Here is a 22,472-nt window from a genome sequence, read left to right on the forward strand (position 1 = left end):
GGCTGCGGACTCCTAATGACAAGGAGTTTTGCTGCCCTCGGAATCAGTGCTCGCGGAGCCAGGCTACTGCCTCCTCGGCAGGCCCTTCGAACTGCACGGTGCCGGATGAAAGCACCACTCCCCTGTCGCAAATCCTGGAGATCATGTCGAGGTCGTGGCTGACTACTACCAGTGTCCGGCCCTCATCTGAGAGTTGCTTGATCTTGGCGAGGCACTTTCTCTGGAAAGGCTCGTCACCTACGGCAAGAATTTCGTCCACAAGGAAGATGTCCGGCTGGGTGTGGACCGCGACCGCGAAAGCGAGGCGCAGGAACATACCGGAAGAATAGAATTTCACCTCGGTATCGATGAACTGCTCGATCTCGGAGAAGGCGACTATGTCGTCAAACTTCTCGTTGATCTCCTGTTCTGTCATGCCCAGGATCGCGGCGTTCAGGAACACATTCTCACGTCCGGAAAGATCCGGGTGGAATCCTGCACCCACCTCGATGAGGCCGGCGACGCGGCCTTTCGTGCGCACCGTCCCCTTGTCGGGAAGGATAACTCCGGAAATGAGCTTCAAAAGGGTGGACTTACCTGAACCGTTGAAGCCCAGGAGGGCGACAGTCTCCCCGGGCTGGATTTCAAAGCTGACGTCATGGAGCGCATCAAACCTTCGGGTCAGATCGCCCTTGCGTCCCTTCACCAGCCAAACAAGCGTTTCCTTCAGGGAGTGCGAGTGGCGAAGATTGAACGTTTTCTTGAGGTCCTTGACGATTACGGCAGCACCCATTTAGACCTCCTGCGCAAAGTGGCCCTCGAGCCGTCGGAACACGAGCTGGCCGATAATAAGGAACAGAGCAGCCATACCGAGTCCGAGCAGACCGGTCCACATCAAATGGGGAGGCAACTCAACGGGCCGGTTGACTGTTGGGTACCAGAACGCCCAGTGGAACAGTTCGACGGCTACCGTGATCGGATTCAGCTGGTAAATCACCAGCACCCATTCCGGGGCCAGGCGTCTGATCATGGTCCAGTCGTAAAGAACCGGGGAGGTCCAGGTAACGATCATCATCAGCATGTCGACGATGTTCTCTGCGTCCCTGAAGAAGACGTTGATGGCACCAGCCAGCAACCCCAGACCAGTCGCTGTGACAGCCACAATGACGAAGCCCAATGCAGCCCCGATGAGTTGCAGGATGTCCGGATGCCAGCCTGTGAGCAAGGCGGCAGCAAGCAGGACCACCAGCTGCGGCAGGAAATGGACCGCAGCGACCCACACTGAAGCAACCGGGAACAACTCACGCGGCAGATAGATCTTCTTCACCAACGCAGCGTTGGAGACAATGGACCGCGTGGCATTCGAGAAAGCTTCTGAGAAGAAGTTGATAACGATGACGCCGGAGAACATGTACAGCGCGTAGTTGGGGATCTGATCCCCAACCCGCAGCACAATGCCCAACGCAAAGAACAGCACTACGTACTGGACCAGGGGCTTGACGTAGGACCATGCCAGCCCGAGAACCGAACCCCGGTAACGAACACGGAGTTCCTTGCGGACGATCAACTTGAGGAGGTACCGGCGTCGATAGACGTCGAGCAGACCGGCACCTACCCCTGGAACAGCATACGTATCAGTGGAAGTGGCCATTGCTACTTGTTAGGCTCCGATGCTTCGAACGTTTCCCGCCAGGATTCCATGGAGGTGATCTCCGGGAGGGCATCGCGGTATTGCGCGCGAAGGGTCTCCCAGTTGGAGAAGAGCTGCGCGTGGAGCTTGGCAGACTCAACCACCAACTGGCGGGCCATCCTGGGGTCCCTAAGGTGCCAGGAAGCTCCGGTGCCGTCAGCGTTCGAGACCACAGCGCTGTCGAGGTGGGCCAGGCTCCACCACTTTCCGTCCTGGTGGGCCACTTGGGCCTCCGGGTTGGCCTTGGCCGTGTCGCGGACGGGAGCCAGCGTCTGCTTCAGGACGGTTTTCACTGCCCATGGCAACAGACCGAGCGCACCCGGCTGCTTGTAGGACTGGGGCTTCTTGGGCGGGCGCTTCCGGAAAACTTCCGGGAACGCCGCGGGGTCCGTCTTGACCTGGGAGTCGGGGAACTCTTCACGCATGGCGCGAAGCTTCGGCATCGTGGTCGGCAGCTGTTTGTGCAGGTCGCCGGGACCGGCGAGGACGTCCCGCAGGGCCATGACGCGGGCCTGCTCGGGGTAGTACTGCATCGACACCAAGTGCTTGATGTCCGTGTTCAGGCTCTCGCGGAGGATTCGTCCGCCCTTGGGGAACGGGGAGTGCAGGAGGGTGGCGATGAGCCGGTTGCGCTCATGGTAGTACGCCTGCCAGTCGACGGAATCGTCCTTATCTGCCCATGAGACGTGCCATACAGCTGCACCCGGAAGCGTCACTGTCGGGAAGCCGGCTGCCCGGGCCCGGAGCGAGTATTCAGCGTCGTCCCACTTGATGAACACCGGCAGGGAGAGCCCGATGGTCTCCACCACGGCCTTGGGGATGAGGCACATCCACCAGCCGTTGTAGTCGGCATCCCAGCGGCGGTGCAACTGAGGCGTGGACCGCAGGCCGGCCTGGGAGAAGTCATGATTGCCAAGGCCCTCCACCGGTCCCCACAGGAACCTGTAGAAGTTGACCACCTCTGAGTAGGCATGCAGGACAGACTTGTTGTACATGTCAAACATGTGTCCGCCGACGATGGTCGGTTTGCGGCAGAGATCGGCGAACGCCACTGCGCGCATAACGCCCTCTGTCTCAAGTTCAATGTCGTCATCGAGCAGCATGACGTAGTCGCTCTTGTCTGAAACGAGCATCTCGTACATGTTGCGTGCGAAACCACCCGAACCGCCGAGGTTGCCCTGGTTGATGATCCGGAGCTGGTCTCCCATGGATTCAGCGACAGCGTCGAAACCGGCTTCGTCGGCGACCTTTTTGTTTCCTTGGTCGACGATGATCAGTTCGGCAAGAATTTCCCGAAGACCGGGGTCTCCGTCAATAGCCTTGATGGTTTCCAGGCAGTAGTCTGCGCGGTTGAAGGTGGTGACACCCAACGTCACGCGCCCCTGGGTGCGGCCCTCGTCCGGAACGGCCCAGTGAGCGCTCTTCAGGGTCATGCCGTCACCGCCGGCGATCAGGTCAAACCAGTACCACCCGCCGTCGCCGAACGGGGCAAGAGTCAGCTCGAAATCGTTCGAGGCGGAACCCTCGACCAACACGGAATCGACACGCTGGGATGCACCGCGTGCGTTGGAGCGGTAGACAATGATCGTACCTTCGCCCTCGGTTTCGAGGTGAAGGACCGTCTTTGTGGCAATCGTCCATTTGCGCCAGTAGCTCGCCGGGAAAGCGTTGAAGTAGGAGCCGAAGGAAAGACGTTCGCCACGGCGGACCTGGACGGAACCGCGGTCGAGGATGTCCTCCGGGTGGAGCTGCCGGGTCATGCCGACGGCCTGCACATCCGAGCTTCCCCGGCCTGATCTTTGAACTGTGCTCGTGTCCGGGTCTACGTACAGGGGGAGGGTGTCGAGGTCACGGTTCGCCGGGAAAATGACACGCTGGACAATCCGCAGGTTCTGTTCAGTTGAACCGGGGGCATTCACGTCGGTGGAAGCCGTCATGGCAGTCTCCTGGCTTTCGTTTGTTGTGGTGGTCATGCGTCCACTCCCCCACTTTCAAGCTTGGCGCCGCCTGTGAAGTGCGGCTTGATCTTGTTGTCGTACATGGACAAAGCTGAACCGATCGCCATGTGCATATCGAGGTACTTGTAAGTTCCAAGGCGGCCACCGAACAGAACGGACTTCTCACCCTTGGCCAGATCGCGGTAAGCAAGCAGCTTTTGACGATCGTCGGAAGTGTTGACGGGGTAGTACGGCTCGTCGCCCTTCTCCGCAAAGCGCGAGAACTCCCGCATGATGACCGTCGCGTCCTTGGTGTAATCCCGCTCCGGGTGGAAGTGGCGGAATTCGTGGATGCGCGTGTACTTTTCCTCGGCGTCGGGATAGTTCATCACTGCGCAACCCTGGAAGTCCTCAATGGGCAGGACCTCTTCTTCAAGGTCGATGGTGCGCCAGGAGAGGTCACCTTCTGCGTAGTCAAAGTAGCGGTCCACGGGACCCGTGTAGATGACAGGCACCTGTCCCAGCACGGAAGACCGGCCGAACTCGCCGTCGTCGAAGAAGTCCGTATTGAGGACAACTTCGATGTTGGGGTGGTCCGCCATACGCTCGATCCAGGCCGTGTATCCGTCGACCGGCAGTCCTTCGTACGTGTCATTGAAGTAGCGGTTGTCGTAGTTGTAGCGAACCGGGAGCCGGGAAATGATCTCCGCGGGCAGGTCCTTGGGGTCCGTCTGCCATTGCTTGCCCGTGTAGTGCTTGATGAACGCTTCGTAGAGCGGGCGTCCGATCAGCTGGATACCCTTGTCGTTCAGGTTCTGCGGATCAGTACCGGCGAGTTCACCGGCCTGCTCGGCGATGAGTGCCTTCGCTTCGGTCGGGCTCATGGCCGAGCGGAAGAACTGGTTGATGGTGCCCAGGTTGATGGGCATCGGGTACACCTCGCCCTTGTGGCTGGTGTAAACCTTGTGCTGGTACTTCGTGAAGGTCGTGAAACGGTTCACGTACTCCCAAACGCGTTCGTTGGACGTGTGGAAGAGGTGCGCTCCGTAGCGGTGCACCTCAATTCCAGTCTGCGCTTCGTTCTCGCTGTAGGCGTTTCCACCAATGTGGTGGCGGCGATCAAGCACCGCAACCTTCAGCCCCAACTCGGTAGCGGCGCGTTCTGCAATGGTCAGGCCAAAGAAACCCGAGCCGACGACGACGAGATCAGCGTTCACAAACTCTCCTGTGTATTGGCGTGCGGGCACAAAAATGCCCACGTCTACTGGTCAAGGCTACCCGACGTTACGATCGAATCCCGATTCGGGAACGCGCGTAAGGGGGGCAGCGATTGACCGGAAAAACGAACGGGAGGCGTGGCCTGCGCCAGCCTCCCGTTCAAATGTGCAAAAATCCAGCCGCGCTACAGCGCGACGACAGCGCCCGTTTCGGCTGATTTGAGTACAGCCTCAGCAACGCGCAGGGTCTCAAGGCCTTCGGCCATTGTGACAATGTTCATGGATTTGCCCAGAACGGCGTCGCGGAAAGCCTCATGTTCCATCTTCAGTGGTTCACGCTTGGCCAAGGCAAAACGGGTCGACGATCCCTCGGACACACCACGGAATGCCGCGATGGAATCCCAGTCCGTCTGGAAGGTGCCGTTCTCGACAAACGTCAAGTCAGCGGAAATCGTGTCGGCAATGTATGCGCCACGCTCGCCCAGGACAACCGTCGTGCGTTCCTTCATGGGTGAGAGCCAGTTGACGATGTGGTTGGTTACTACGCCGTCCTTGAGGTGCCCGATCGCAGTGACCATGTCCTCGTGCTGACGACCACTCCGTGATGTAGTGTGCGCAACGACGTTGACAAAGTTACTCTGGGCCAGCCACGCGGTGAGGTCGATGTCGTGGGTAGCAAGATCCTTGACCACTCCAACATCGGCAATCCGGGACGGGAACGGGCCCTGGCGCCGGGTGGAGATCTGGTAGACCTCGCCGAGATCGCCATTTTCAAGCCGCTCACGGAGGCTCTGCAGGGAGGGGTTGAAGCGCTCGATGTGCCCAACGGCGCCGATCAAGCCTTTGGAATCAAAGGCCTCCGCAATCCGGCGGCCGGAGACAGAATCGTTGGCAATCGGCTTTTCCACCAAGCAGTGCACGCCGGCCTCGGCCAGCTGCAGGGCAACTTCCTCGTGGAGGATTGTCGGCACGGCGGCGACAGCCATGTCGATGCCCTGCTCAATGAGTTGCTCGACGGAATTGCAAACCTCCAGCCCACTGGCAACGTTGTGGGGGTCTCCAAAGGAGTCAGCGACGGCGACGAGGTCAACACCCTCAAGCTCGCGGATAACGCGTGCGTGGTGACGGCCCATCATGCCCAGCCCAATGAGGCCAGCGCGCAGATTTGCCACTAGCTACCTGCCTTTGCAACGGCGTTGACAGCAGCGACGATCCGGTCAAGGTCATCCTGGCTAAGTGACGGGTGCACGGGAAGGGACAGCACAGTGGAGGCCGCTTCTTCAGTGACCGGCAGGTCATCGGAGGTCTGGAACGGCGCAAGGCGGTGGTTGGGAATCGGGTAGTAGACGCCGCAGCCCACGTTGTACTCTTCGCGCAAGGCCTTCGCGAAGCCATCACGGTCCTCGGCAATCCGGATGGTGTACTGGTGATAAACGTGCTCGTAGCCTTCAACGACCTTCGGGGTAACGACACCTTCGATGTTTGCATCGAAGAATGCTGCGTTCTCCTGCCGGGTCTTCGTCCAGCCTTCGACCTTGGTCAGCTGCACACGACCGATTGCTGCGTGAATGTTGGTCATGCGCGCGTTGAAGCCAACCAGTTCGTTTTCGTACTGGCGCTCCATGCCCTGGTTGCGAAGCAACCGAAGCCGCCGTTCGACGTCGGCCAGGCCGGTGCTGACCATGCCGCCCTCACCGGAGGTCATGTTCTTCGTCGGGTACAAGCTGAACATGGCGAAATCGCCGAATGTACCGACCTTGCGGCCGTTGACTGCCGCGCCGTGTGCCTGGGCAGCGTCTTCAAAGACCTTCACGCCGTGCTTGGCGGCGACTGCGCCGATTCCGTCCACGTCAAACGGGTGACCGTAGAGGTGCACCGGCATGATGGCTGCGGTGCGGTCCGTGATCTTCGACTCGACGGAAGCAGGATCCAGCGTGTAGTGGTCGATGTCCACATCGGCGAAGACAGGGGTAGCACCCGTCAAGGCCACGGAGTTGGCCGTTGCCGCGAAGGTAAACGACGGCACGATGACTTCATCGCCAGGGCCAATGCCCGCAGCCAAAAGGCCGAGGTGCAAACCGGATGTTCCGGAGTTGACGGCCACGGCTGCCCTGCCGTCCAGGAGGACCTGCGAGAATTCCTGTTCAAAGGACGCAACCTCCGAACCCTGTGCGAGTTGGCCGGAGGCCAGAACAGCCTCTACTGCCTTGCGCTCATCATCACCGATGATGGGCTTGGCGGGGGGAATGAATTCGGGGCTCATGCCTCTACCTCTCGAAGGGTCTCGTTCTGTTCAACATATGTGGCGCCGGTTTCCGGGCATACCCAGTTGTCACCGCTGCGTTGCAGCGGGAAACCGGCCTTGCCGACCCAACCATGGCGCTTGGCCGGAACTCCGACCATCAAAGCAAAATCAGGAACATCTTTGGCCACGACAGCACCCGCGGCCACAGTAGCCCAGCGTCCGATCGTGACCGGAGCAACACATACAGCGCGGGCGCCGATGGACGCGCCTTCACGAATAGTGACGCCCACGGGCTCCCAATCATGGGCGCTCTTCAAAGTTCCATCGGGTGCAACTGCCCGGGGGTATGTGTCATTCGTCAGCACTACGGCGGGTCCGATGAAGACCCCTGCCTCCAGTTCCGCGGGCTCGTAGACAAGCGCATAGTTCTGAACTTTGCAGTTGTCCCCCATCTTGACTCCGGAGCCGATGTAGGCCCCGCGTCCGACGATGCAATTGACCCCTAGTTCGGCCTGCTCGCGGACTTGGGCAAGATGCCAAATCTTTGATCCATCACCAATTACCGCCTTGTCTGAAACATCGGCGCTCTCCGCAACCACTATCACCGGTGAAGGTCCTTCCTCATTGAGCACACGCGACAACGAGTTTCATCTTAGCTGAGACACAAAGCCACAGCGTCAAGGCGCCGTTTACCCTTCCCTGGCAAAAGTTGTCCACATACACCTCATGGGGTGCTGCGGTTTCGTCCTGAGCTCCATAACGATGGTGGTGCATGCAAAGGGAGGACAAGGCAATGACGTTGGAGTGCACACTCGTTCGGAGCCCCACTGCGCCCATGCCAGCGGATCCGGAGGAATTGACCATCGAAGTACCGCCGGGCGCGTCCGGTGCCCAGCTGGAAGCCCTGATCAAGGCCGTCCGGAACACCGGGCAGCTTTCTGTTGCAGGGCGGCATCTCGCCGACCTGACCGTCGGGGTGCCACCTCTTGTGTCCGGTGCAGTGATCGTGGACGGATTCGTGCCGCCGGCGGAAACATCAACCATGCTTCCTCTGATGTTGCTCACCCATACCGGCCCTGCCGCAGGGTCTGTCTTCCGGATTCCGCGTGGGCAACACCACATTGGCCGTGGAACTGCAGGGATTTCGCTACCCGATCCTGGAATGTCCAGGGAACACGCATTACTGGATGTCTCGGGTGAACGCTTGGAAGTAACCAGCGTTGCTGCAGCGAACCCCATAGATGTGGACGGTCGGCCCGTCCGCCGCGCTTTGGTCACATCCCGCTCCAGCCTCCGTTGCGGGCATACAACTTTCAGCCTCGCGCCGGACAACGAGTGCTTTCCTGCCGTCGCAGCGGATGCGGGTCGTTCGGTGCAGGAACCAATCGAGGTGCCCTGCGCAAAGAACCACGGGAACCGGGCCACCATCGCGCTTGCCGCAGGGTTGCCTTTGATTGCCGGAATCGGTCTCGCGGCAGCCACCGGGATGTGGATGTACTTGGGGTTCTCTGCGATATCCGCGCTTGGCTTGGTTTTCCCCTTGTTGCTTGGGGGAAAGGGACGGCAGGAATACCGCCGAGCGCTTGATCATGCGGTTCGCGAAGACATCGCCAGACGCCACCGTTGCTCGCCTTCTGCCGCCGAGCTACTGGTAGCCGGCCAAAGCCGTCCGGCGGCCGCGGGACCTGGCGCAAGGGGTGTGGCCTCAGGCGGAAACCCCGGGACGCCGTCGCCGGATACCAATGCAGGAGGTGTCCAGGCTGAGCCCCGGGTTTGGTTGCGACTGGGCACCGCCCAGTCCTCGGCCAATATCCGCCTCGTCCCTGGCGACCGACAATTCTCACCGCCACCCGTCGGCTCGTGCCCTGTCTCGTTAGATCCTGGCCATCGGCACGTGGCTATACAAGGCCACGGCAAACACGTGGCAGCCTTGCTTCGATTCATCGTCATGCAGCTTGCAAGTTTCCCAAACTCAGCCTCTGCTCCCATCGTGTTGCTGGGGGCAGTCGAAGACCTGCCCCTGAGTGCCCGGTTTCTCCCTCAGGTGACCCTCGCTGCGGACGCTGAAGCGGCCGTGGCTGCCTTGAACACGCTCCGGCATGGCCGGCAGGGCACTCTTATTGTGATGGAGAGCCCAACAGGGCAGGAGAACGAGACCCTTTCCCGAGCCATCCAGGCTTCGCATCAGGCCCAGTGGCAGGTACTGCACTGTCACTCCGGGGCTTCAGTCCCCCTGGACGCCATCACCATCGAACCGTCGGGCGTGGCTGCATCTTTTGAGTCGGCAGGTGAGCGCTTCGATTTTGTGCCCGACCTCGTTCCCGCCGAGGTATTCGATCGCTTCTGCCGGACAGTTGCCGCAAGGTTGAGCGAGCAAGCGCCGCGTACTCACGGCGTTCTTCCAGACCGGTCTTCACTGGCGGCCCTTCTTCCCTGCGGCCAACGCCGGATCCTCAGCAGGTGGCGCACTGCCTCCGGACTGGAAAGCCTGACAGCTGTGCTGGGAGAAGGCCGGGCCGGCCCGGTCACATTCGACCTCAAGATGGACGGTCCCCACCTTCTGATTGCGGGTACTACCGGCTCTGGAAAGTCCGAACTGCTGAAGACTTTCGTTGCTTCCATCGCGCTGAGCGTCCCGCCGGAGCACGCAGCTTTTCTGTTTTTCGATTTCAAGGGCGGTTCAGGGCTGGGTCCGTTAACAGCCCTCCCGCACTGCGTGGGCATCCTGACGGATCTGAGCCGGCAGCATCTTGATCGGGCATTGGAGTCGCTGCGTGGAGAAATACGGCACCGCGAGAAGCTTTTCGCCGACTGGGGGGCAACGGACCTCGCAGAATACCAACGAACGAAAGGCGCCAAGGACTGCAGGCTCCCGCACCTGATCCTGGTCATAGATGAGTTCCGGATCCTTGTCGACGAGGCTCCGGCTGCGCTCCACGAACTCATGCGGGTGGCGACGATCGGACGTTCCCTGGGAATCCATCTGGTCATGGCCACACAGCGGCCACAAGGAGCCTTGACTGCTGATATAAGGGCAAACGTGACCTCCAGCATCGCACTTCGAGTCCAGTCGGAGATGGAGTCGGTCGACATCATCAATTCGAAGGCTGCTGCGTCAATTGGCGTTGATGTTCCCGGGCGGGCGTTCCTGGCAACGGCAGCGAAGGAGCCCGAAGAGTTCCAAGCAGCCTCTCTGGACGCTCCGCAATCCGGCGGTGTGTCGTCCATGGCCGACCATTTGTCGCCAGGAAGCGGCGCCGCGCCTGGCCGGGTTGTTCGGTCTGCTGCCCAGGCGCTCGGCGAACCCTTCGACAGCCGGGATCTCGTCGGCAAGGACGTCGACGGTTCCGGCCGCAGCACGTCCCAGGCACTTACAGGCGCCGGGAGTTTGGTATCCAATATTAACGCCGCTTGGCGCCACTTGGGCACTCCCTCTCCCCGAAGCCCCATCGCAGCACCCCTACCGCACTCGATTCCCTGGACGGCCGAACTCTCAACTGAGGGTGAGCCTGAGGTGATGCATGAAAGCGATAGGGCATCCTGGCGGGTGGGACCGGTGGCCCTGGTGGACAAGCCTGCGCAGCAACGGGTTGAGTGCCTCACTTGGATGCCCGCCGACCATGGACACCTGGCATTGATTGGCAACGCATCAAGTGGCATGCAGGACAGCTTCCGCGCGATCACCGCCCTGGTGGCCACCCGGGCGCCCCAGCCCCATCTGTACATTCTGGACGCGAGCCGATTACTGGGTCAGCTGGAGTCGCAACAAGGAATCGCGGCTTTCGCGGGTGTCGATCAAGTTGGCTTCGCGGCCCGGATCCTGTCGCGGTTGGCAGCCGAAATGGAGCGACGGCGCGCCTTGGGTGGCCTCGAGGGGCGTTGCCGGCCACTGGTGCTGATCGTGGCCGGCTGGTGCTCTTGGTCAACGGCCTTCCGAGGAGGCCCCCACGAATGGGCTGAGGGCATTCTGCACGACATCGCCAGGGACGGAAGCCCCGTGGGCATCACTCTTCTGATTTCCGGGGAGCGGGAACTGGTCAGCTCCCGCCTGTTTGCCGTAATCCCAAATCGTGCCTATTTTCCTTTGGGGACAACTGATGAATCCAGGTTCCACTGGCCTCGTCTTCCCGAAGTGGAACCCGTTCGGGGGCGGGCCGCAGTGATGGGAAACGTCGTCGAGGGTCAAACGGCCACAGCGCAGTTCCGGGAGGCGCCAACAGCTGGGCTCTGGCCTTTTGGGGACTTGGCTCCGGCCGAACCGCCTTTTCGCTTGCGCCCCCTCCCCCACCTGCTAACACGCGAGGACTTCCTCAACCGCAAGGCAGCGCTGGCCAGCTCGAAGAAAGAGCTGCGTACGGCAATCCGGTCGGTGGGGGTGGATGAAAAGGTGCCAGAGCCTCTCTGGATCGGCGTCGCCGGTGACGAAGCACAACCCGCAGCGCTACCCCTCAGGGACAAGGGAGTCAGCCTTGTCCTGGGCGGCCCAAGTTCCGGCAAGAGCACCATTCTTGGATCGTTGGTCTGCTTGAACCCGGGGACCTTGTGGCTCTTTCCACCGGACGCAGCCTCTGCGGGAGCGTTCTGGGCTTCAATTGCGTCGGAGGCCACTGCGGGAAACCTGGATCCTGGAAGTGTGCTGCTGGTGGATGACGCAGACTCCCTGGATGCCCAGGGCCGCCAGGCTCTCAATGCCCTGGACGGGCAAGTCGCAGGCATCATCCTGACAGCTACGTTCGGCCCGGCCCTACATCAACTTCCTCTGGCCAGGCAGGTGCAAGCAGCCGGCATGGGGTTGGTCTTGTCGCCCTCAAGACCGCACGACGGCGAGCTCCTGGGTGTCCGGCTTCAACCCGACACCGCGCGGCGCCCTGGCCGCGGCTTCATTGTCGACCGCGGTGTAATTACTCCCTGCCAGGCAGTACTCTCCTCCGGCCTTCCAACACGCGGGTGACCACACCCGGAACGCCGTGCGATGGCCGCTATAAGACGTCGCCGGAACCACCTGTACGCGATGCGTAAGAGATGACGTCTTTTTGGAAGAGGAAGATGATTGCGGCAAGCGCGGGAAGGATCATTGCCAGCCCTTGGAACACGAGTCCGCCCGTCATGGTTGGAAAACCTATGGTGAGGACGAATAGTTGGGCCACCAGCGCAGCCGCGCGGGTCCACCTGTACCCGCGGAACAGGAAATGCCCCACCGCGAACAGCCACGTTGAGAAGGCCAGCAACAGAACTAGCGTAAAGACCGCTCCCCAAAAAGTCAGCACTGGAGCGCCAGTCAGGAGCTCGAAGCCATACCAGGCCGCGGCCGCCAGCAAGGCAAGCGCTTCGAGCACAACGACGACGGAAATGATCAGAATCCCTCGGGGACGCACGGTTCCCGAGTTGCTCGGAGACTGTCGGCCGGAACCATTGTTTCCATCGTGGCCAGCGTGAGGTTGGGCAGGGTCTACAGGAGGTCTTGACACACTGGCACACTACCGGACATAGTCATCTAGCAGTGAGGGCACTGGCGGCTGATGTGATGCATCGCTCACGGATTCCGAGCATTTCGACCACTAACACCCCTTGTTTACAAGGCGTTAACATGAAACGCTTGACTCAGACGACCAAGGGGGCCCATGCGGGCCCCTTTCCTTTGGAGCCTCTCGTGAATGTTTTCACAAAAGGCCCTTCTAGTTCTCACGAATGGAGTGACTGATCAGCATGGATTGGCGTAATCGCGCAGCCTGCCTCGACAAGGACCCGGAGCTCTTCTTCCCAGTCGGCAACACGGGACCAGCACTTCTCCAGATCGAGGAAGCCAAGAGCGTCTGCCGCCGCTGCCCCGTGGTGGACACCTGCCTTCAGTGGGCATTGGAGTCCGGCCAGGACGCCGGCGTTTGGGGCGGAATGAGTGAAGACGAACGACGTGCACTCAAGCGTCGCGCAGCACGCGCACGTCGCGCCTCCTAGTTTCGAAGAAAGAGAAAGGCCGCGGACCGAATGGTCCGCGGCCTTTCTCTTTATGGCAGACAGAACATGAGGGTGCTAGGCCCGGGCGAGGTTAAGGACAATTTCCACGGCTGTCCCGCCACCCTCCCTCGGACTCCACTGGATGGTTCCGCCGAGCTCACTGGTGACCAGGGTGCGGACGATCTGCAAGCCCAAACCCTCCGTGTACTGCCCATCCGGCAGCCCCACACCGTCGTCGGCAATGGTGACGGTCAGGAACTCGTCCTTGCCGTCCCCTTCGGCCCGGTCAGCCACCAGCCACACTGTTCCGGTGCGGCCTTCCAGTCCATGCTCGACAGCATTGGTAACAAGCTCGTTGATGACCAGTGCCAGCGGAGTCGCAAAATCGCTGGGCAGCTCCCCGAAAAGCCCTGAACGTTCGGTTCGCACCTGTTGCGACGGCGAGGCCACTTCGGCTGACAGCCGGAATTGCCGCCCGATCAACTCGTCGAAGTCAACGCTCTGCGTAAGACCTTGGGACAGAGTTTCATGCACGAGTGCGATCGTGGCTACACGCCGCATCGCTTGTTCGAGGCCTTGCTTGGCCTCGTCGCTGACCATTCGCCTTGACTGCATGCGCAGGAGGGCGGCCACAGTCTGCAGGTTGTTCTTGACCCTGTGGTGGATTTCGCGGATGGTCGCATCCTTGGTGACGAGCTCCATCTCCCGGCGCCTGAGCTCGGAAACGTCGCGACAGAGCACCAGGGCGCCGAAGCGGTGTTGCTCGTCGCGAAGCGGGATGGCTCGCAACGAAAGGCTGACTCCCCTGGATTCAATTTCACTTCGCCATGGCATGCGGCCCGTGACCACCAAAGGCAGGGTCTCGTCAACCATCCGCCGGTCCTTCAGCAAGCCTGCGGTCACTTCAGCCAATGAACGGCCTTCCAACGACTCGACTTCACCGAGTCTGCGGAATGCCGAAACCCCATTGGGACTTGCGTATTGGACTATGCCGTCGGCATCGAGCCGGATCAGTCCGTCACCGACCCTCGGAGCCCCTCGACGCGAGCCCGTCGGAGAAGCAAAGTCCGGCCACAGTCCGAGAGTGCCCATGCGAAGAAGGTCGTAGGCACACTGGCGATATGTCAGCTCCAGCCGCGAAGGCATACGGGAGCTGGAAAGGTCCATGTGGGACGTTACGACGGCGAGTGTTCTTCCGTTGCGCACCATTGGAACCGCTTCAACGCGGAGGGCCATCTCGCTGCTCCAGCTTGTTTCGCTTGAACGCTCGATGGCCCTGCTGTTCCATGCTTTCTCCACCAAGGGCCGGAGATCCGAGCGGATGCCCTCACCCACGAAGTCCGCATGGAACACCGTGTGCGATGTTGACGGACGGACGTGGGCGAGGGCAATGTAGCCGAACTCAGGGTGTGGGAACCACAACGCAAGGTCAGCGAAAGCCAGGTCGGCGACCATTTGCCAGTCACCGACGAGGAGGTGCAGCCATTCGGCATCTCCAGGCCCGAAATCAGCGTGTTCCCTGATGGGGTCTGTAAAGATTGCCACTGCACCTCCATTTGCGACGCGAGGATGTTCCTAGCGTCGGACGATTGACCTCAAGAGCCTTAATGCTACCGACAGTGAGGCCATGTCGTCGGCCTCGAGTGCGTTGACCTCATCAAACATGGTCTTCGCCCTGCCCAGTTGCTCGGCGTTCAGCCCCTCCCATGCCTTGAGCCGTTCTTCGGCAGACGCATTGGGTTCGGTTGCTTCAAGGACTGACGTAGTCATGTCGGCAACGGTCGAGTACAGGTCGTCCCGCAGGGCTGCCCGGGCAAGAGCCTGCCAACGGTCATCGCGCGGCAGGGAGCTGATGCGTTCGAGCAACGAGTCCACGTGGAAGCGGTTGAACACTGTGTAGTAAACGTGTGCCACATGTTCCACGGTGTCGTTGCCGGTCTGGGCGATCCGGGCGATGTCCAGAAGGGCGTAGCTCTCGAAGAGTTCCGCCCACCTCCGGGCGAGGTGTTCGGGAAGATCCCAACTCAGCGCCTTGTCGAGCCAGCCACTGATGCGGACCTTGTCCTCACCACGCAGGTAGTCCAGAAGCTTGGCGCGCAACGGTTCCATCATGGGCTTGAACGCTTCCACGACGCTGGCAATCGGCTGTGATGCCATTCCTTGTCCCAGTACCCAACGCACTGCCCGGTCGAGCAAGCGCCGGATGTCGAGATGAACTTCGCTCCAGTGCTCGGTGGGGAATGACGCCGGCAGCGCATTCAGCTCAGCCACCATTGGGTCGAGGTCGTAGATTTCGCGCAGGGCTACAAATGCTTTGGCCACTGCGACCTCGTTCGCCGATGTTTCTTCGATGGCCCTGAACGCAAACGTGATGCCGCCCAGGTTGATGATGTCGTTTGCCACCACGGTGGCGATGATCTCGCGCCGCAGCGGGTGGGTGTCCAGCTCGGCGTCGAACTTCTCGCGCAACTGTTTCGGGAAGTAGTTGCGGATGGTGTCCGAGAACCACGGGTCGTCAGCCAGGTTACTTTCGCGCAACGCCGTACCCAGCTCAATCTTCGCGTAAGCCGCGAGGACCGCGAGCTCCGGTGAGGTTAGGCCCTGGCCCTGTTCCAAACGGGCACGGAGGGTATCCGTGGTTGGCAACGCTTCAAGGTCCCGCTTGAGGTCGGCGGATTTCTCCAGCCAGTCCATCAGCCGCTCATAACTTGGACTCCAGTCCGCGACCCGCGTCCGGTCATTGAGCAGCAGGATGTTTTGATCGATGTTGTCCTGCAGCACCAGCCTGCCGACCTCGTCGGTCATGTCGGCGAGGAAGGCAGCCCTCTCAGCCTCTTGGAGCTTGCCGGCCGCCACCATCCGGTCCACGAAGATCTTGATATTGACCTCGTGGTCCGAGCAGTCCACGCCTGCGGAGTTGTCGATCGCATCCGTATTAAGGATGACGCCTTGCAGAGCGGCTTCAATACGCCCGCGCTGGGTCAATCCGAGGTTTCCGCCCTCTCCAACAACCTTGACCCGCAAGTCACGCCCATCCACGCGGATGGAATCGTTGGCCTTGTCACCGACTGCTGCGTGGGTTTCCGTGCTCGCCTTGACGTAGGTGCCGATACCACCGTTGTAGAGGAGGTCGGCCGGTGCCAGCAGGATTGCGCGGAGCAGTTCAGGCGGGCTGAGTTGTGTCGTTCCCTCGGGCAAGCCCAACGACTTCCGCACCTGTTCGGAGACCGGAATCGTCTTTGCCTGGCGTGCATACACACCGCCGCCCTCACTGATGAGTGCACGGTCGTAGTCGTCCCAGGAAGAACGGGGCAGCTCAAACAAACGTTGCCGCTCAGCGAAGGATGCTGCTGCATCAGGTGCGGGATCGAGGAAGATGTGGCGGTGGTCGAAGGCGGCCACCAGCCTGATGTGGCGCGACAGCAGCATGCCGTTTCCAAAAACGTCACCTGACATATCGCCAACACCCACCACGGTGAACTCTTCGGTCTGGGTGTCGAGGTCGAGTTCGCTGAAGTGACGCTTGACCGACTCCCAGGCTCCGCGCGCCGTAATACCCATCGCTTTGTGGTCGTAACCGACCGATCCACCGGAGGCGAAGGCGTCACCCAGCCAGAAGCCGTACTCGGCCGCCAGGCCATTTGCCGTGTCCGAGAAAGTAGCCGTGCCCTTATCGGCCGCCACCACCAGGTAGGAGTCGTCGCCGTCGTGACGAACAACGTCCGACGGCGGGACAAGCCTTTCGCCGTCGGCCGACGTCACGAGGTTGTCCGTAATATCCAGCAAGCCCCGGATGAAAGTCTTGTAGCTTTCGATACCTTCGGCCATCCAGGCGGCGCGGTCCACGGCGGGATTGGGCAGTTTCTTCGCGAAGAACCCGCCCTTGGCGCCCGTTGGGACGATAACGGCGTTCTTGACGGTCTGCGCCTTCACCAGCCCAAGGATCTCGGTTCGGAAATCCTCCCTGCGGTCCGACCAGCGGAGACCGCCACGAGCCACCTTGCCGAAACGCAGGTGCACCCCTTCAACGCGTGGGGAGTAAACCCAGATTTCGAACATCGGACGCGGGAAGGGCAGTCCCTCAATCGACGTCGGGTCCAGCTTGAAGCTGAGGTATTCCTTGTTCTGGAAGTAATTGGTTCGCAGCGTGGACTCAATAAGGTTAATGAAGGTCCGCAGGACACGGTCGGCATCCAAAGTGGCAACCTGTTCCACCGACTCGGCGAGGGAGGCACGCGCTGCCTCCTGGCGTTCGTCCCGCACCTCGTCCGCCACTGAGGGATCGAATCGTGCTGAGAAGAGTTCAATGAGCCCACGCGCAACGTCGGGGTTGCCCAGCAGGGTATCGGCGATGAAGCCGAAGGAGTTCGTGTTCCCCATTTGGCGCATGTACTTGGCGTACGCCCTCAGCACCACTACCTGACGCCAGTGCATTCCTTCGCGGAGCACCAGGCGATCGAAGTTGTCGGATTCCACCGCACCGGTGACTGCAGCACCGAAGGACTGGGCCAAAAGACTTCCGGTAGCCAGGGGGTCAACTCCCGCGGGGTACTTCAGTCCCAGGTCGTAGAGGAAGAAATCGCGATGATCCGCAGTTTCGATCTCGAATGGCCGCTCATCCAGTACTTCCAGGCCAAGGTTGTGGAAGTAGGGAAGGATCTGGCTCAGGCTCTTTGGCTCCATCAGGTAGAGCTTGACCCGGGCGTCTTCCTCCAAAGCCTCACCCGCTCCGTCGGGAAGGTACACGTGGACGCCGGGTTTCACATTTCGAGTGGCTTCACCGGCCCGCTCCGCCTGGGCACCGTATTCCTCAAAGCGTTCGATGTCCTGCAGCGCGTCTTCGACCTCATAGTCCACGCGGTAGCCAGCGGGGAACGCTTCGGCCCAGAGAGCCGCCAGGGCATCTGCGCTCTCGGCAGGGTGATGCTCTCGAAGCACCTCCGTAATGCCCTCGCTCCAGGACCTCGACGCCCGCATCAACCGGTGTTCGAGTTCCTGTACGTTCACTTCCGCCAGCTCAGCGGTGCGGGGCAAACGAATCCGGAAGAAGACACGGGCAAGTGCCGATTCAGTGATCCGGGCCTCGTAGTCGATCGTCTCGGCCTTGAACGTCTCACGGAGTTCCTGCTCGATCCGAAGCCGGACACTGGTGGTGTAGCGGTCGCGGGGCAGGTAGACAACGGCAGACATGAAGCGGCCGTAAATATCGGGACGCAGGAACAGCTTCGTCCTGCGGCGCTCCTGCAGGCGCTGGATCCCCATGGCGGTTGCGGCAAGATCCGCTATCTCGATCTGGAAGAGTTCGTCCCTGGGGTAGGTCTCAAGGATGCCCAGGAGGTCCTTGCCGGAGTGTGAGTCAATCGGGAAACCAGCATTCCTCAGGACCGCGTCAACTTTGTCCCGGACGATCGGGATACTGCGGACAGAACCCGTGTAGGCACTCGTGGCGAACAACCCGATGAACCGGCGTTCACCGTTGACGTTGCCCTGGGCGTCAAAGCTCTTGACGCCGATGTAGTCGAGGTAGGCAGGACGGTGGACCGTGGAGCGCGAGTTTGCCTTGGTGATGACCAGCGCCCGCTTCTCTCTTGCCCTCTTGCGACCCGCATCGGTCAAGTGTTGTACCTGGCGGGTGGTGTCCCCTGCGCGGAGGAGTCCCAGGCCACTGTCCTCACGAAGCTGCAGGACGTCCTCGCCCTCTTCCTCCACGAGGTCATATTCGCGGTATCCCAGAAAGGTGAAGTTGCCGTTGTCCAGCCAGCGCAGAAGGTCCTGCGCCTGCCGCAGCTCAGCAACCTGCTCGGGATGGGAGACTCCGCCGAGCGCTTCTGCCAGTTCCAGCGCCTTGCTGCGCATTTTCGGCCAGTCCTCGACGGCGGCACGCACGTCCCCGAGAACGCGATGCAGGCCTTCGATGAGTTGTGCGCGGGCGTCATCGCTGACACGGTCAATTTCGACGGCGATCCACGACTCCATGTGCGAGGCATTGTCACCATCGCCGAGAAGGTGGGCGATGCTCGGCAGAGCAGCGGTGTCGCCACTGGAAATACCCACAGTGGACGGGACCCGGGAAACGCTGCGCATTTCGCCGGAAACCCGGTCACGGGTCACGACGAACAAGGGGTGCATGACCATGCGGATGGCGCAGTTTTGGCGGACGAGCTCTGCGTTCACGGAGTCCACAAGGAAGGGCATGTCATCCGTGACGATATAAACAACGTTACGATCGGATTCGCTGCCGATTTCCACCAGGGCGTTTCCCGGACGGCGCGACTGGGCGACCGCTTTGTGCTTGGTGGCCCGCGAGATCAGCAGCTCCGGGGAATATGCCTGCGCATCCTCCTCCGCGAGGTGCTCGTAGTAGTCACCGAAGAACCCTTCACGGACAACTGCTGCATCGGACCGATCCTCCACGCTGGATCCTGACGACATCGACAAACGCCTCCATCACAAGTTGATTGCTGCGACTCTGCAGCCCACATGCCGAGCCTAGCGCTTAAGGCGCTGCAGGGCTCTGATACTTCGCCCAAAGGAATTGCGTTTTTGATGGACAGGTGCACATACGAGGCCGGCGATGGCAATCCTCAGCTCTGAATCGGGTGCGCATTCCAAGAGCACAGATCCCGTGAGCAGCGCCGTATCGCAAGCGAGCGGATCCGAGGGGAGGTAAGCGTCGATGCCCGCGCCTGGACCGTACCGGTTCCAGGCATCCTGCAACTGTTGGTGCGGGGCATATCCAACGGCTGATCGCTTGACTTTGTTCAACACAATTCGTGGCGACGCCTGCGGAACAACCTCTGCCAGCTCAGCCAAACCCCGCACCAGCCGTGGCACGCCGATGGCATCTGCGGTCCCCACGGCAAAGACAACGTCGGCCAGCTCAAGACTGCGAAGTGTTGCCGCGTTACGCCTTGGAGCCAAAGTGTCAAAGCTGAGTTCTTCATCGGATTCGAGACAGAAGCCCACGTCAATTACCACAGTGTCGGCCAGCTGCCTGGCTCTCTCCAAAACGCGAGTCAGAGCTGCGGCCCGTAGTTCAGTCCAACGGTCCGCCCGCGTGGTCCCGGTCAAAACGCGAAAAGAACCCGCCTTGGTGAAGACGCGGCTGGCCGTACCCGCCAGGGCATCGGCATCGAGCAGGCCCTGGTCGGCGAGTCTGCACGCTTGGGCCAAACCAGCCGACTCGTCCAGAAGGCCCAGCATCGCCGACACGCTGGCTCCGTAGCTATCCGCGTCCACCAGGATGACCGACTGACCATCAGCGGCCAATTCCGCCGCCATGTTGACCGCAAGCAAAGTCCTGCCCGGGGCACCGGTTGGCCCCCACACCGCGAAGATGCGCCCCGCACCATCACTGGGCTCTTCCGATTTCCCATCCGGCAGCGCCAGCTGCGGCGGTTCAACACTTGGATCCGCGAAACCCGCGCTGAGGCCATTGTCGGCCCGACCATAACGGCTGGCGCGTGCCACTGCTTGGGAAATCTCGTCCGCGAGGGCTTTGGGTTCAATATCCGAGGACGCGGCAACAACTCCGATGGAGCGGAGCCGCCCGGCTTCATCGGGATTATCGGTCAAGGCGAGGATAGAGACACCTACCGCCGCAAGCCTGTCCACCAACGTCGTGGTGAGTTCCTCGCAGCCGTCACCGACTATGGCCGCCAGCGCCAAACCGCTCTGGCACGCAGCCATCAGTTCGGCGAGTTCTGAACAGCGTCGGACAACCGTCACAGGGCCGTGCAGGCGTTCCAGCCCCTCAATGACGGCTTCCTGGGCGGCACCAACGGTTACGACGGGGATACTCATGAGACCCGTCCCGCTGGATTCCAGACCACGGAAACCTTGGCCTTGTTGGCCTGCGCCCCGAGCAGTTTTGGCATCTGCCCGTCTGTGACCAGGACGAGCACCGTTGAGGTTTTCGCCGCTCCCAATGTGGCAGAGCCGGGGACGATCTGCGCGATCTCAGCGCCCGGCAGCAGCAGCTGCGGATCCTCATAAGCCGCAGCCGCTCCAGGCATGGCAACCCAAACATCCACCCGGGCCCCTGGGCCCGCCTGGGCCGGCAACTCCCCGTCCATGGCAATGGCCACAGGCTTTCTGTCCAACGCATCGGCTGTGCCGAGGCTTTCACGGGGCAGCAGCTGGTTCCTGGCCACCCGCTGCAGGGCGACCTTCCCGGCTGACAGGCCATCCTCAACGGTGATGTAGCCTTCCTCAACCTCATCCAAACGGACCTTGACGATGGAAAGGTCCTCAGTGGTTATCTGCTGGCCGACCGCGATCTCTTCCCGGGCGGCGTATACCTGCGTCGTTTTGTCAGCACTTCCAACCAAGGCAACTGCTCCGGCCACTGACAGGAGCACCAGCAGGACGCCTATCAGCAGCCGGGGGTCCTTCCACGAAGGCTTGCTGATGCGTGCGGCGGCAAGAGGTGCAATTGGACCCATGTTTGTCTACTCCCCCAGGACGTGTTGTGAGCATGGTCGGCGGACCCGCCTCCCCATTCTTACCGTCGGGCGATATCCACCCCAAAGCCAGTGGCCGCAAATGGGCCGAAACTGTGGATAACTACACCAAACGACAGTGTGAGTGGCAAAATGGAGCCATGCCCCGATTCCTGACATTGGCCGATGTCGCCGAACAGCTCCAGATAAATTCCCCCCAGGCGTACGCCCTCGTCCGCAGCGGGGAGCTCAAAGCAATCCAAGTGGGAGGGCGCGGACAATGGCGTATCGAAGAGACGATGCTCGAGCAGTACATTCAAGACCGATACGCCGAAGCCAGCCGAATGATAGAAGAGGCCAAATCCAAGTCAGGCCAGCCTGGCAGCCGGAGCGCCTAGAGCTCCTGGCCGCTGGCTGAGCTGAGCGCCACGAGCGACCCGAAGGGGACAGTGACAACACTGGCCACATTGCCGGGGCGCCGGACTTCACCGTCTTGCACCACAGCGACATCAAAGTGATCCCGCCCCACCCTGTCGATGACACCCCTCAACTCGAGACCCCCGTTGGCCAACGCGCCTAAATGCACAATCACCGACGCCCGGTTCCTGGCCAACGCCCTCAGCGCTGTGGCCATACCCAGCGGAGATTGGAGCCGCGGAGAGGCCTTCTGCGCATACCGGCCCAGTCCCTGATAACTGAGGACCGAAGGGAAGGGAACCAGCCATTGCCGGACGCCCTCGGTCAGGACCAACCACTCACCTCCAACGTGGGTAACCACCCCGAGGAGCGTCGCGCCGCCGGAGAGGACCACTTTGACCTTCGCGGCACCCAGGGCACGTAACCGATCGGTGAGTTGGATCGTCGCCAGCTCCACTCTGGCCCGTTCAGTGATCTCCGTTTCCCTCTCCAAGGCCCGTTCAGCCAAAAATTGTGCTTCCAAATCGTTGAAGAGAGAGTCCCATCTCATGTCGTCAGACTAGGCTGCATTACGGAGCCAACGCCAATCCC

General features: G+C 61.2%; 16 protein-coding genes. 3 read left to right on the plus strand and 13 right to left on the minus strand.

What is annotated here, in order from left to right:
- Nucleotides 1–43: 43 nt before the first annotated feature.
- From PYR64_RS12115 to PYR64_RS12145, 7 genes are all read right to left on the minus strand, one after another.
- A complete protein-coding gene (locus tag PYR64_RS12115; protein ID WP_018776420.1) occupies nt 44–772 on the minus strand; it encodes an ABC transporter ATP-binding protein in 729 nt (242 codons plus the stop codon).
- On the minus strand, nt 773–1,630 hold the full coding sequence (locus PYR64_RS12120) for an ABC transporter permease (protein WP_018776421.1): 858 nt from the start codon (nt 1,628–1,630) through the stop codon (nt 773–775). It abuts the gene before it with no gap.
- Between the two features lie 2 nt (nt 1,631–1,632).
- Entirely contained in the window at nt 1,633–3,642 is a 2,010-nt protein-coding gene (locus PYR64_RS12125; RefSeq protein ID WP_018776422.1) for a glycosyltransferase, read from the minus strand.
- The gene (gene glf / locus PYR64_RS12130) at nt 3,639–4,823 is read right to left on the minus strand and encodes a UDP-galactopyranose mutase (RefSeq protein WP_018776423.1); all 1,185 of its coding nucleotides are present in this window, start codon (nt 4,821–4,823) and stop codon (nt 3,639–3,641) included. The genes PYR64_RS12125 and glf overlap by 4 nt, the downstream gene beginning before the upstream one ends.
- A gap of 185 nt (nt 4,824–5,008) precedes the next feature.
- Nucleotides 5,009–5,995: a Gfo/Idh/MocA family oxidoreductase gene (locus PYR64_RS12135; protein ID WP_018776424.1), complete on the minus strand. Its 987-nt coding sequence runs from the start codon at nt 5,993–5,995 to the stop codon at nt 5,009–5,011.
- Nucleotides 5,995–7,086, minus strand: a complete 1,092-nt coding sequence (locus PYR64_RS12140; protein WP_018776425.1) for a DegT/DnrJ/EryC1/StrS family aminotransferase — start codon at nt 7,084–7,086, stop codon at nt 5,995–5,997. Before PYR64_RS12140 ends, PYR64_RS12135 begins: the two co-directional genes overlap by 1 nt.
- The gene (locus tag PYR64_RS12145; RefSeq protein ID WP_179128310.1) at nt 7,083–7,673 is read right to left on the minus strand and encodes an acyltransferase; all 591 of its coding nucleotides are present in this window, start codon (nt 7,671–7,673) and stop codon (nt 7,083–7,085) included. The genes PYR64_RS12140 and PYR64_RS12145 overlap by 4 nt, the downstream gene beginning before the upstream one ends.
- Nucleotides 7,674–7,903: 230 nt before the next feature.
- Here PYR64_RS12145 and PYR64_RS12150 point away from each other — a divergent pair, with 230 nt between their 5' ends.
- Nucleotides 7,904–12,019 carry an FtsK/SpoIIIE domain-containing protein gene (locus tag PYR64_RS12150; RefSeq protein ID WP_275775437.1) on the plus strand — a complete coding sequence of 1,372 codons (4,116 nt, stop codon included), beginning with the start codon at nt 7,904–7,906 and terminating at the stop codon, nt 12,017–12,019.
- A 28-nt stretch (nt 12,020–12,047) separates the two neighbouring features.
- Here PYR64_RS12150 and PYR64_RS12155 read toward each other — a convergent pair whose 3' ends face one another.
- Nucleotides 12,048–12,536, minus strand: a complete 489-nt coding sequence (locus PYR64_RS12155; protein WP_035733094.1) for a hypothetical protein — start codon at nt 12,534–12,536, stop codon at nt 12,048–12,050.
- A 238-nt stretch (nt 12,537–12,774) separates the two neighbouring features.
- Here PYR64_RS12155 and PYR64_RS12160 point away from each other — a divergent pair, with 238 nt between their 5' ends.
- Nucleotides 12,775–13,023 carry a WhiB family transcriptional regulator gene (locus PYR64_RS12160; RefSeq protein WP_003804966.1) on the plus strand — a complete coding sequence of 83 codons (249 nt, stop codon included), beginning with the start codon at nt 12,775–12,777 and terminating at the stop codon, nt 13,021–13,023.
- Nucleotides 13,024–13,098: 75 nt separating this feature from the next.
- Here PYR64_RS12160 and PYR64_RS12165 read toward each other — a convergent pair whose 3' ends face one another.
- From PYR64_RS12165 to PYR64_RS12180, 4 genes are read right to left on the minus strand one after another with little or no spacing between them, the layout of a single operon-like run.
- The gene (locus PYR64_RS12165) at nt 13,099–14,568 is read right to left on the minus strand and encodes a PAS domain-containing sensor histidine kinase (RefSeq protein ID WP_018776429.1); all 1,470 of its coding nucleotides are present in this window, start codon (nt 14,566–14,568) and stop codon (nt 13,099–13,101) included.
- A gap of 30 nt (nt 14,569–14,598) precedes the next feature.
- Nucleotides 14,599–19,455, minus strand: coding sequence for an NAD-glutamate dehydrogenase (locus tag PYR64_RS12170; RefSeq protein WP_275775449.1), 4,857 nt, complete (start codon nt 19,453–19,455; stop codon nt 14,599–14,601).
- A 57-nt stretch (nt 19,456–19,512) separates the two neighbouring features.
- Entirely contained in the window at nt 19,513–20,826 is a 1,314-nt protein-coding gene (locus PYR64_RS12175; RefSeq protein ID WP_055971978.1) for a P-loop NTPase, read from the minus strand.
- Entirely contained in the window at nt 20,823–21,467 is a 645-nt protein-coding gene (locus tag PYR64_RS12180; protein WP_018776432.1) for an SAF domain-containing protein, read from the minus strand. The genes PYR64_RS12175 and PYR64_RS12180 overlap by 4 nt, the downstream gene beginning before the upstream one ends.
- Nucleotides 21,468–21,625: 158 nt before the next feature.
- On the opposite strand from PYR64_RS12180, the gene PYR64_RS12185 reads away from it, so the two are divergent.
- The gene (locus PYR64_RS12185; RefSeq protein ID WP_018776433.1) at nt 21,626–21,862 is read left to right on the plus strand and encodes a helix-turn-helix domain-containing protein; all 237 of its coding nucleotides are present in this window, start codon (nt 21,626–21,628) and stop codon (nt 21,860–21,862) included.
- On the opposite strand, the gene PYR64_RS12190 is transcribed toward PYR64_RS12185, so the two are convergent.
- A complete protein-coding gene (locus PYR64_RS12190) occupies nt 21,859–22,431 on the minus strand; it encodes a hypothetical protein (RefSeq protein ID WP_055971976.1) in 573 nt (190 codons plus the stop codon). The two genes, PYR64_RS12185 and PYR64_RS12190, sit on opposite strands and share 4 nt — an antisense overlap.
- Nucleotides 22,432–22,472 lie beyond the last annotated feature (41 nt).

The organism is Paenarthrobacter sp. Y-19 (genome assembly GCF_029223985.1).
Lineage (GTDB): Bacteria > Actinomycetota > Actinomycetes > Actinomycetales > Micrococcaceae > Arthrobacter > Arthrobacter nicotinovorans.

Excerpts from the sequence above, each read along its gene's own strand:
- PYR64_RS12160 (WP_003804966.1), top strand. The coding sequence starts at position 12,775 with ATGGATTGGCGTAATCGCGCAGCCTGCCTCGACAAGGACCCGGAGCTC.
- PYR64_RS12190 (WP_055971976.1), bottom strand. The coding sequence starts at position 22,431 with ATGAGATGGGACTCTCTCTTCAACGATTTGGAAGCACAATTTTTGGCT.
- PYR64_RS12115 (WP_018776420.1), bottom strand. The coding sequence starts at position 772 with ATGGGTGCTGCCGTAATCGTCAAGGACCTCAAGAAAACGTTCAATCTT.
- PYR64_RS12175 (WP_055971978.1), bottom strand. The coding sequence starts at position 20,826 with ATGAGTATCCCCGTCGTAACCGTTGGTGCCGCCCAGGAAGCCGTCATT.
- PYR64_RS12120 (WP_018776421.1), bottom strand. The coding sequence starts at position 1,630 with ATGGCCACTTCCACTGATACGTATGCTGTTCCAGGGGTAGGTGCCGGT.
- PYR64_RS12180 (WP_018776432.1), bottom strand. The coding sequence starts at position 21,467 with ATGGGTCCAATTGCACCTCTTGCCGCCGCACGCATCAGCAAGCCTTCG.
- PYR64_RS12185 (WP_018776433.1), top strand. The coding sequence starts at position 21,626 with ATGCCCCGATTCCTGACATTGGCCGATGTCGCCGAACAGCTCCAGATA.
- PYR64_RS12140 (WP_018776425.1), bottom strand. The coding sequence starts at position 7,086 with ATGAGCCCCGAATTCATTCCCCCCGCCAAGCCCATCATCGGTGATGAT.
- PYR64_RS12125 (WP_018776422.1), bottom strand. The coding sequence starts at position 3,642 with ATGACCACCACAACAAACGAAAGCCAGGAGACTGCCATGACGGCTTCC.
- PYR64_RS12150 (WP_275775437.1), top strand. The coding sequence starts at position 7,904 with ATGCCAGCGGATCCGGAGGAATTGACCATCGAAGTACCGCCGGGCGCG.
- PYR64_RS12170 (WP_275775449.1), bottom strand. The coding sequence starts at position 19,455 with ATGTCGTCAGGATCCAGCGTGGAGGATCGGTCCGATGCAGCAGTTGTC.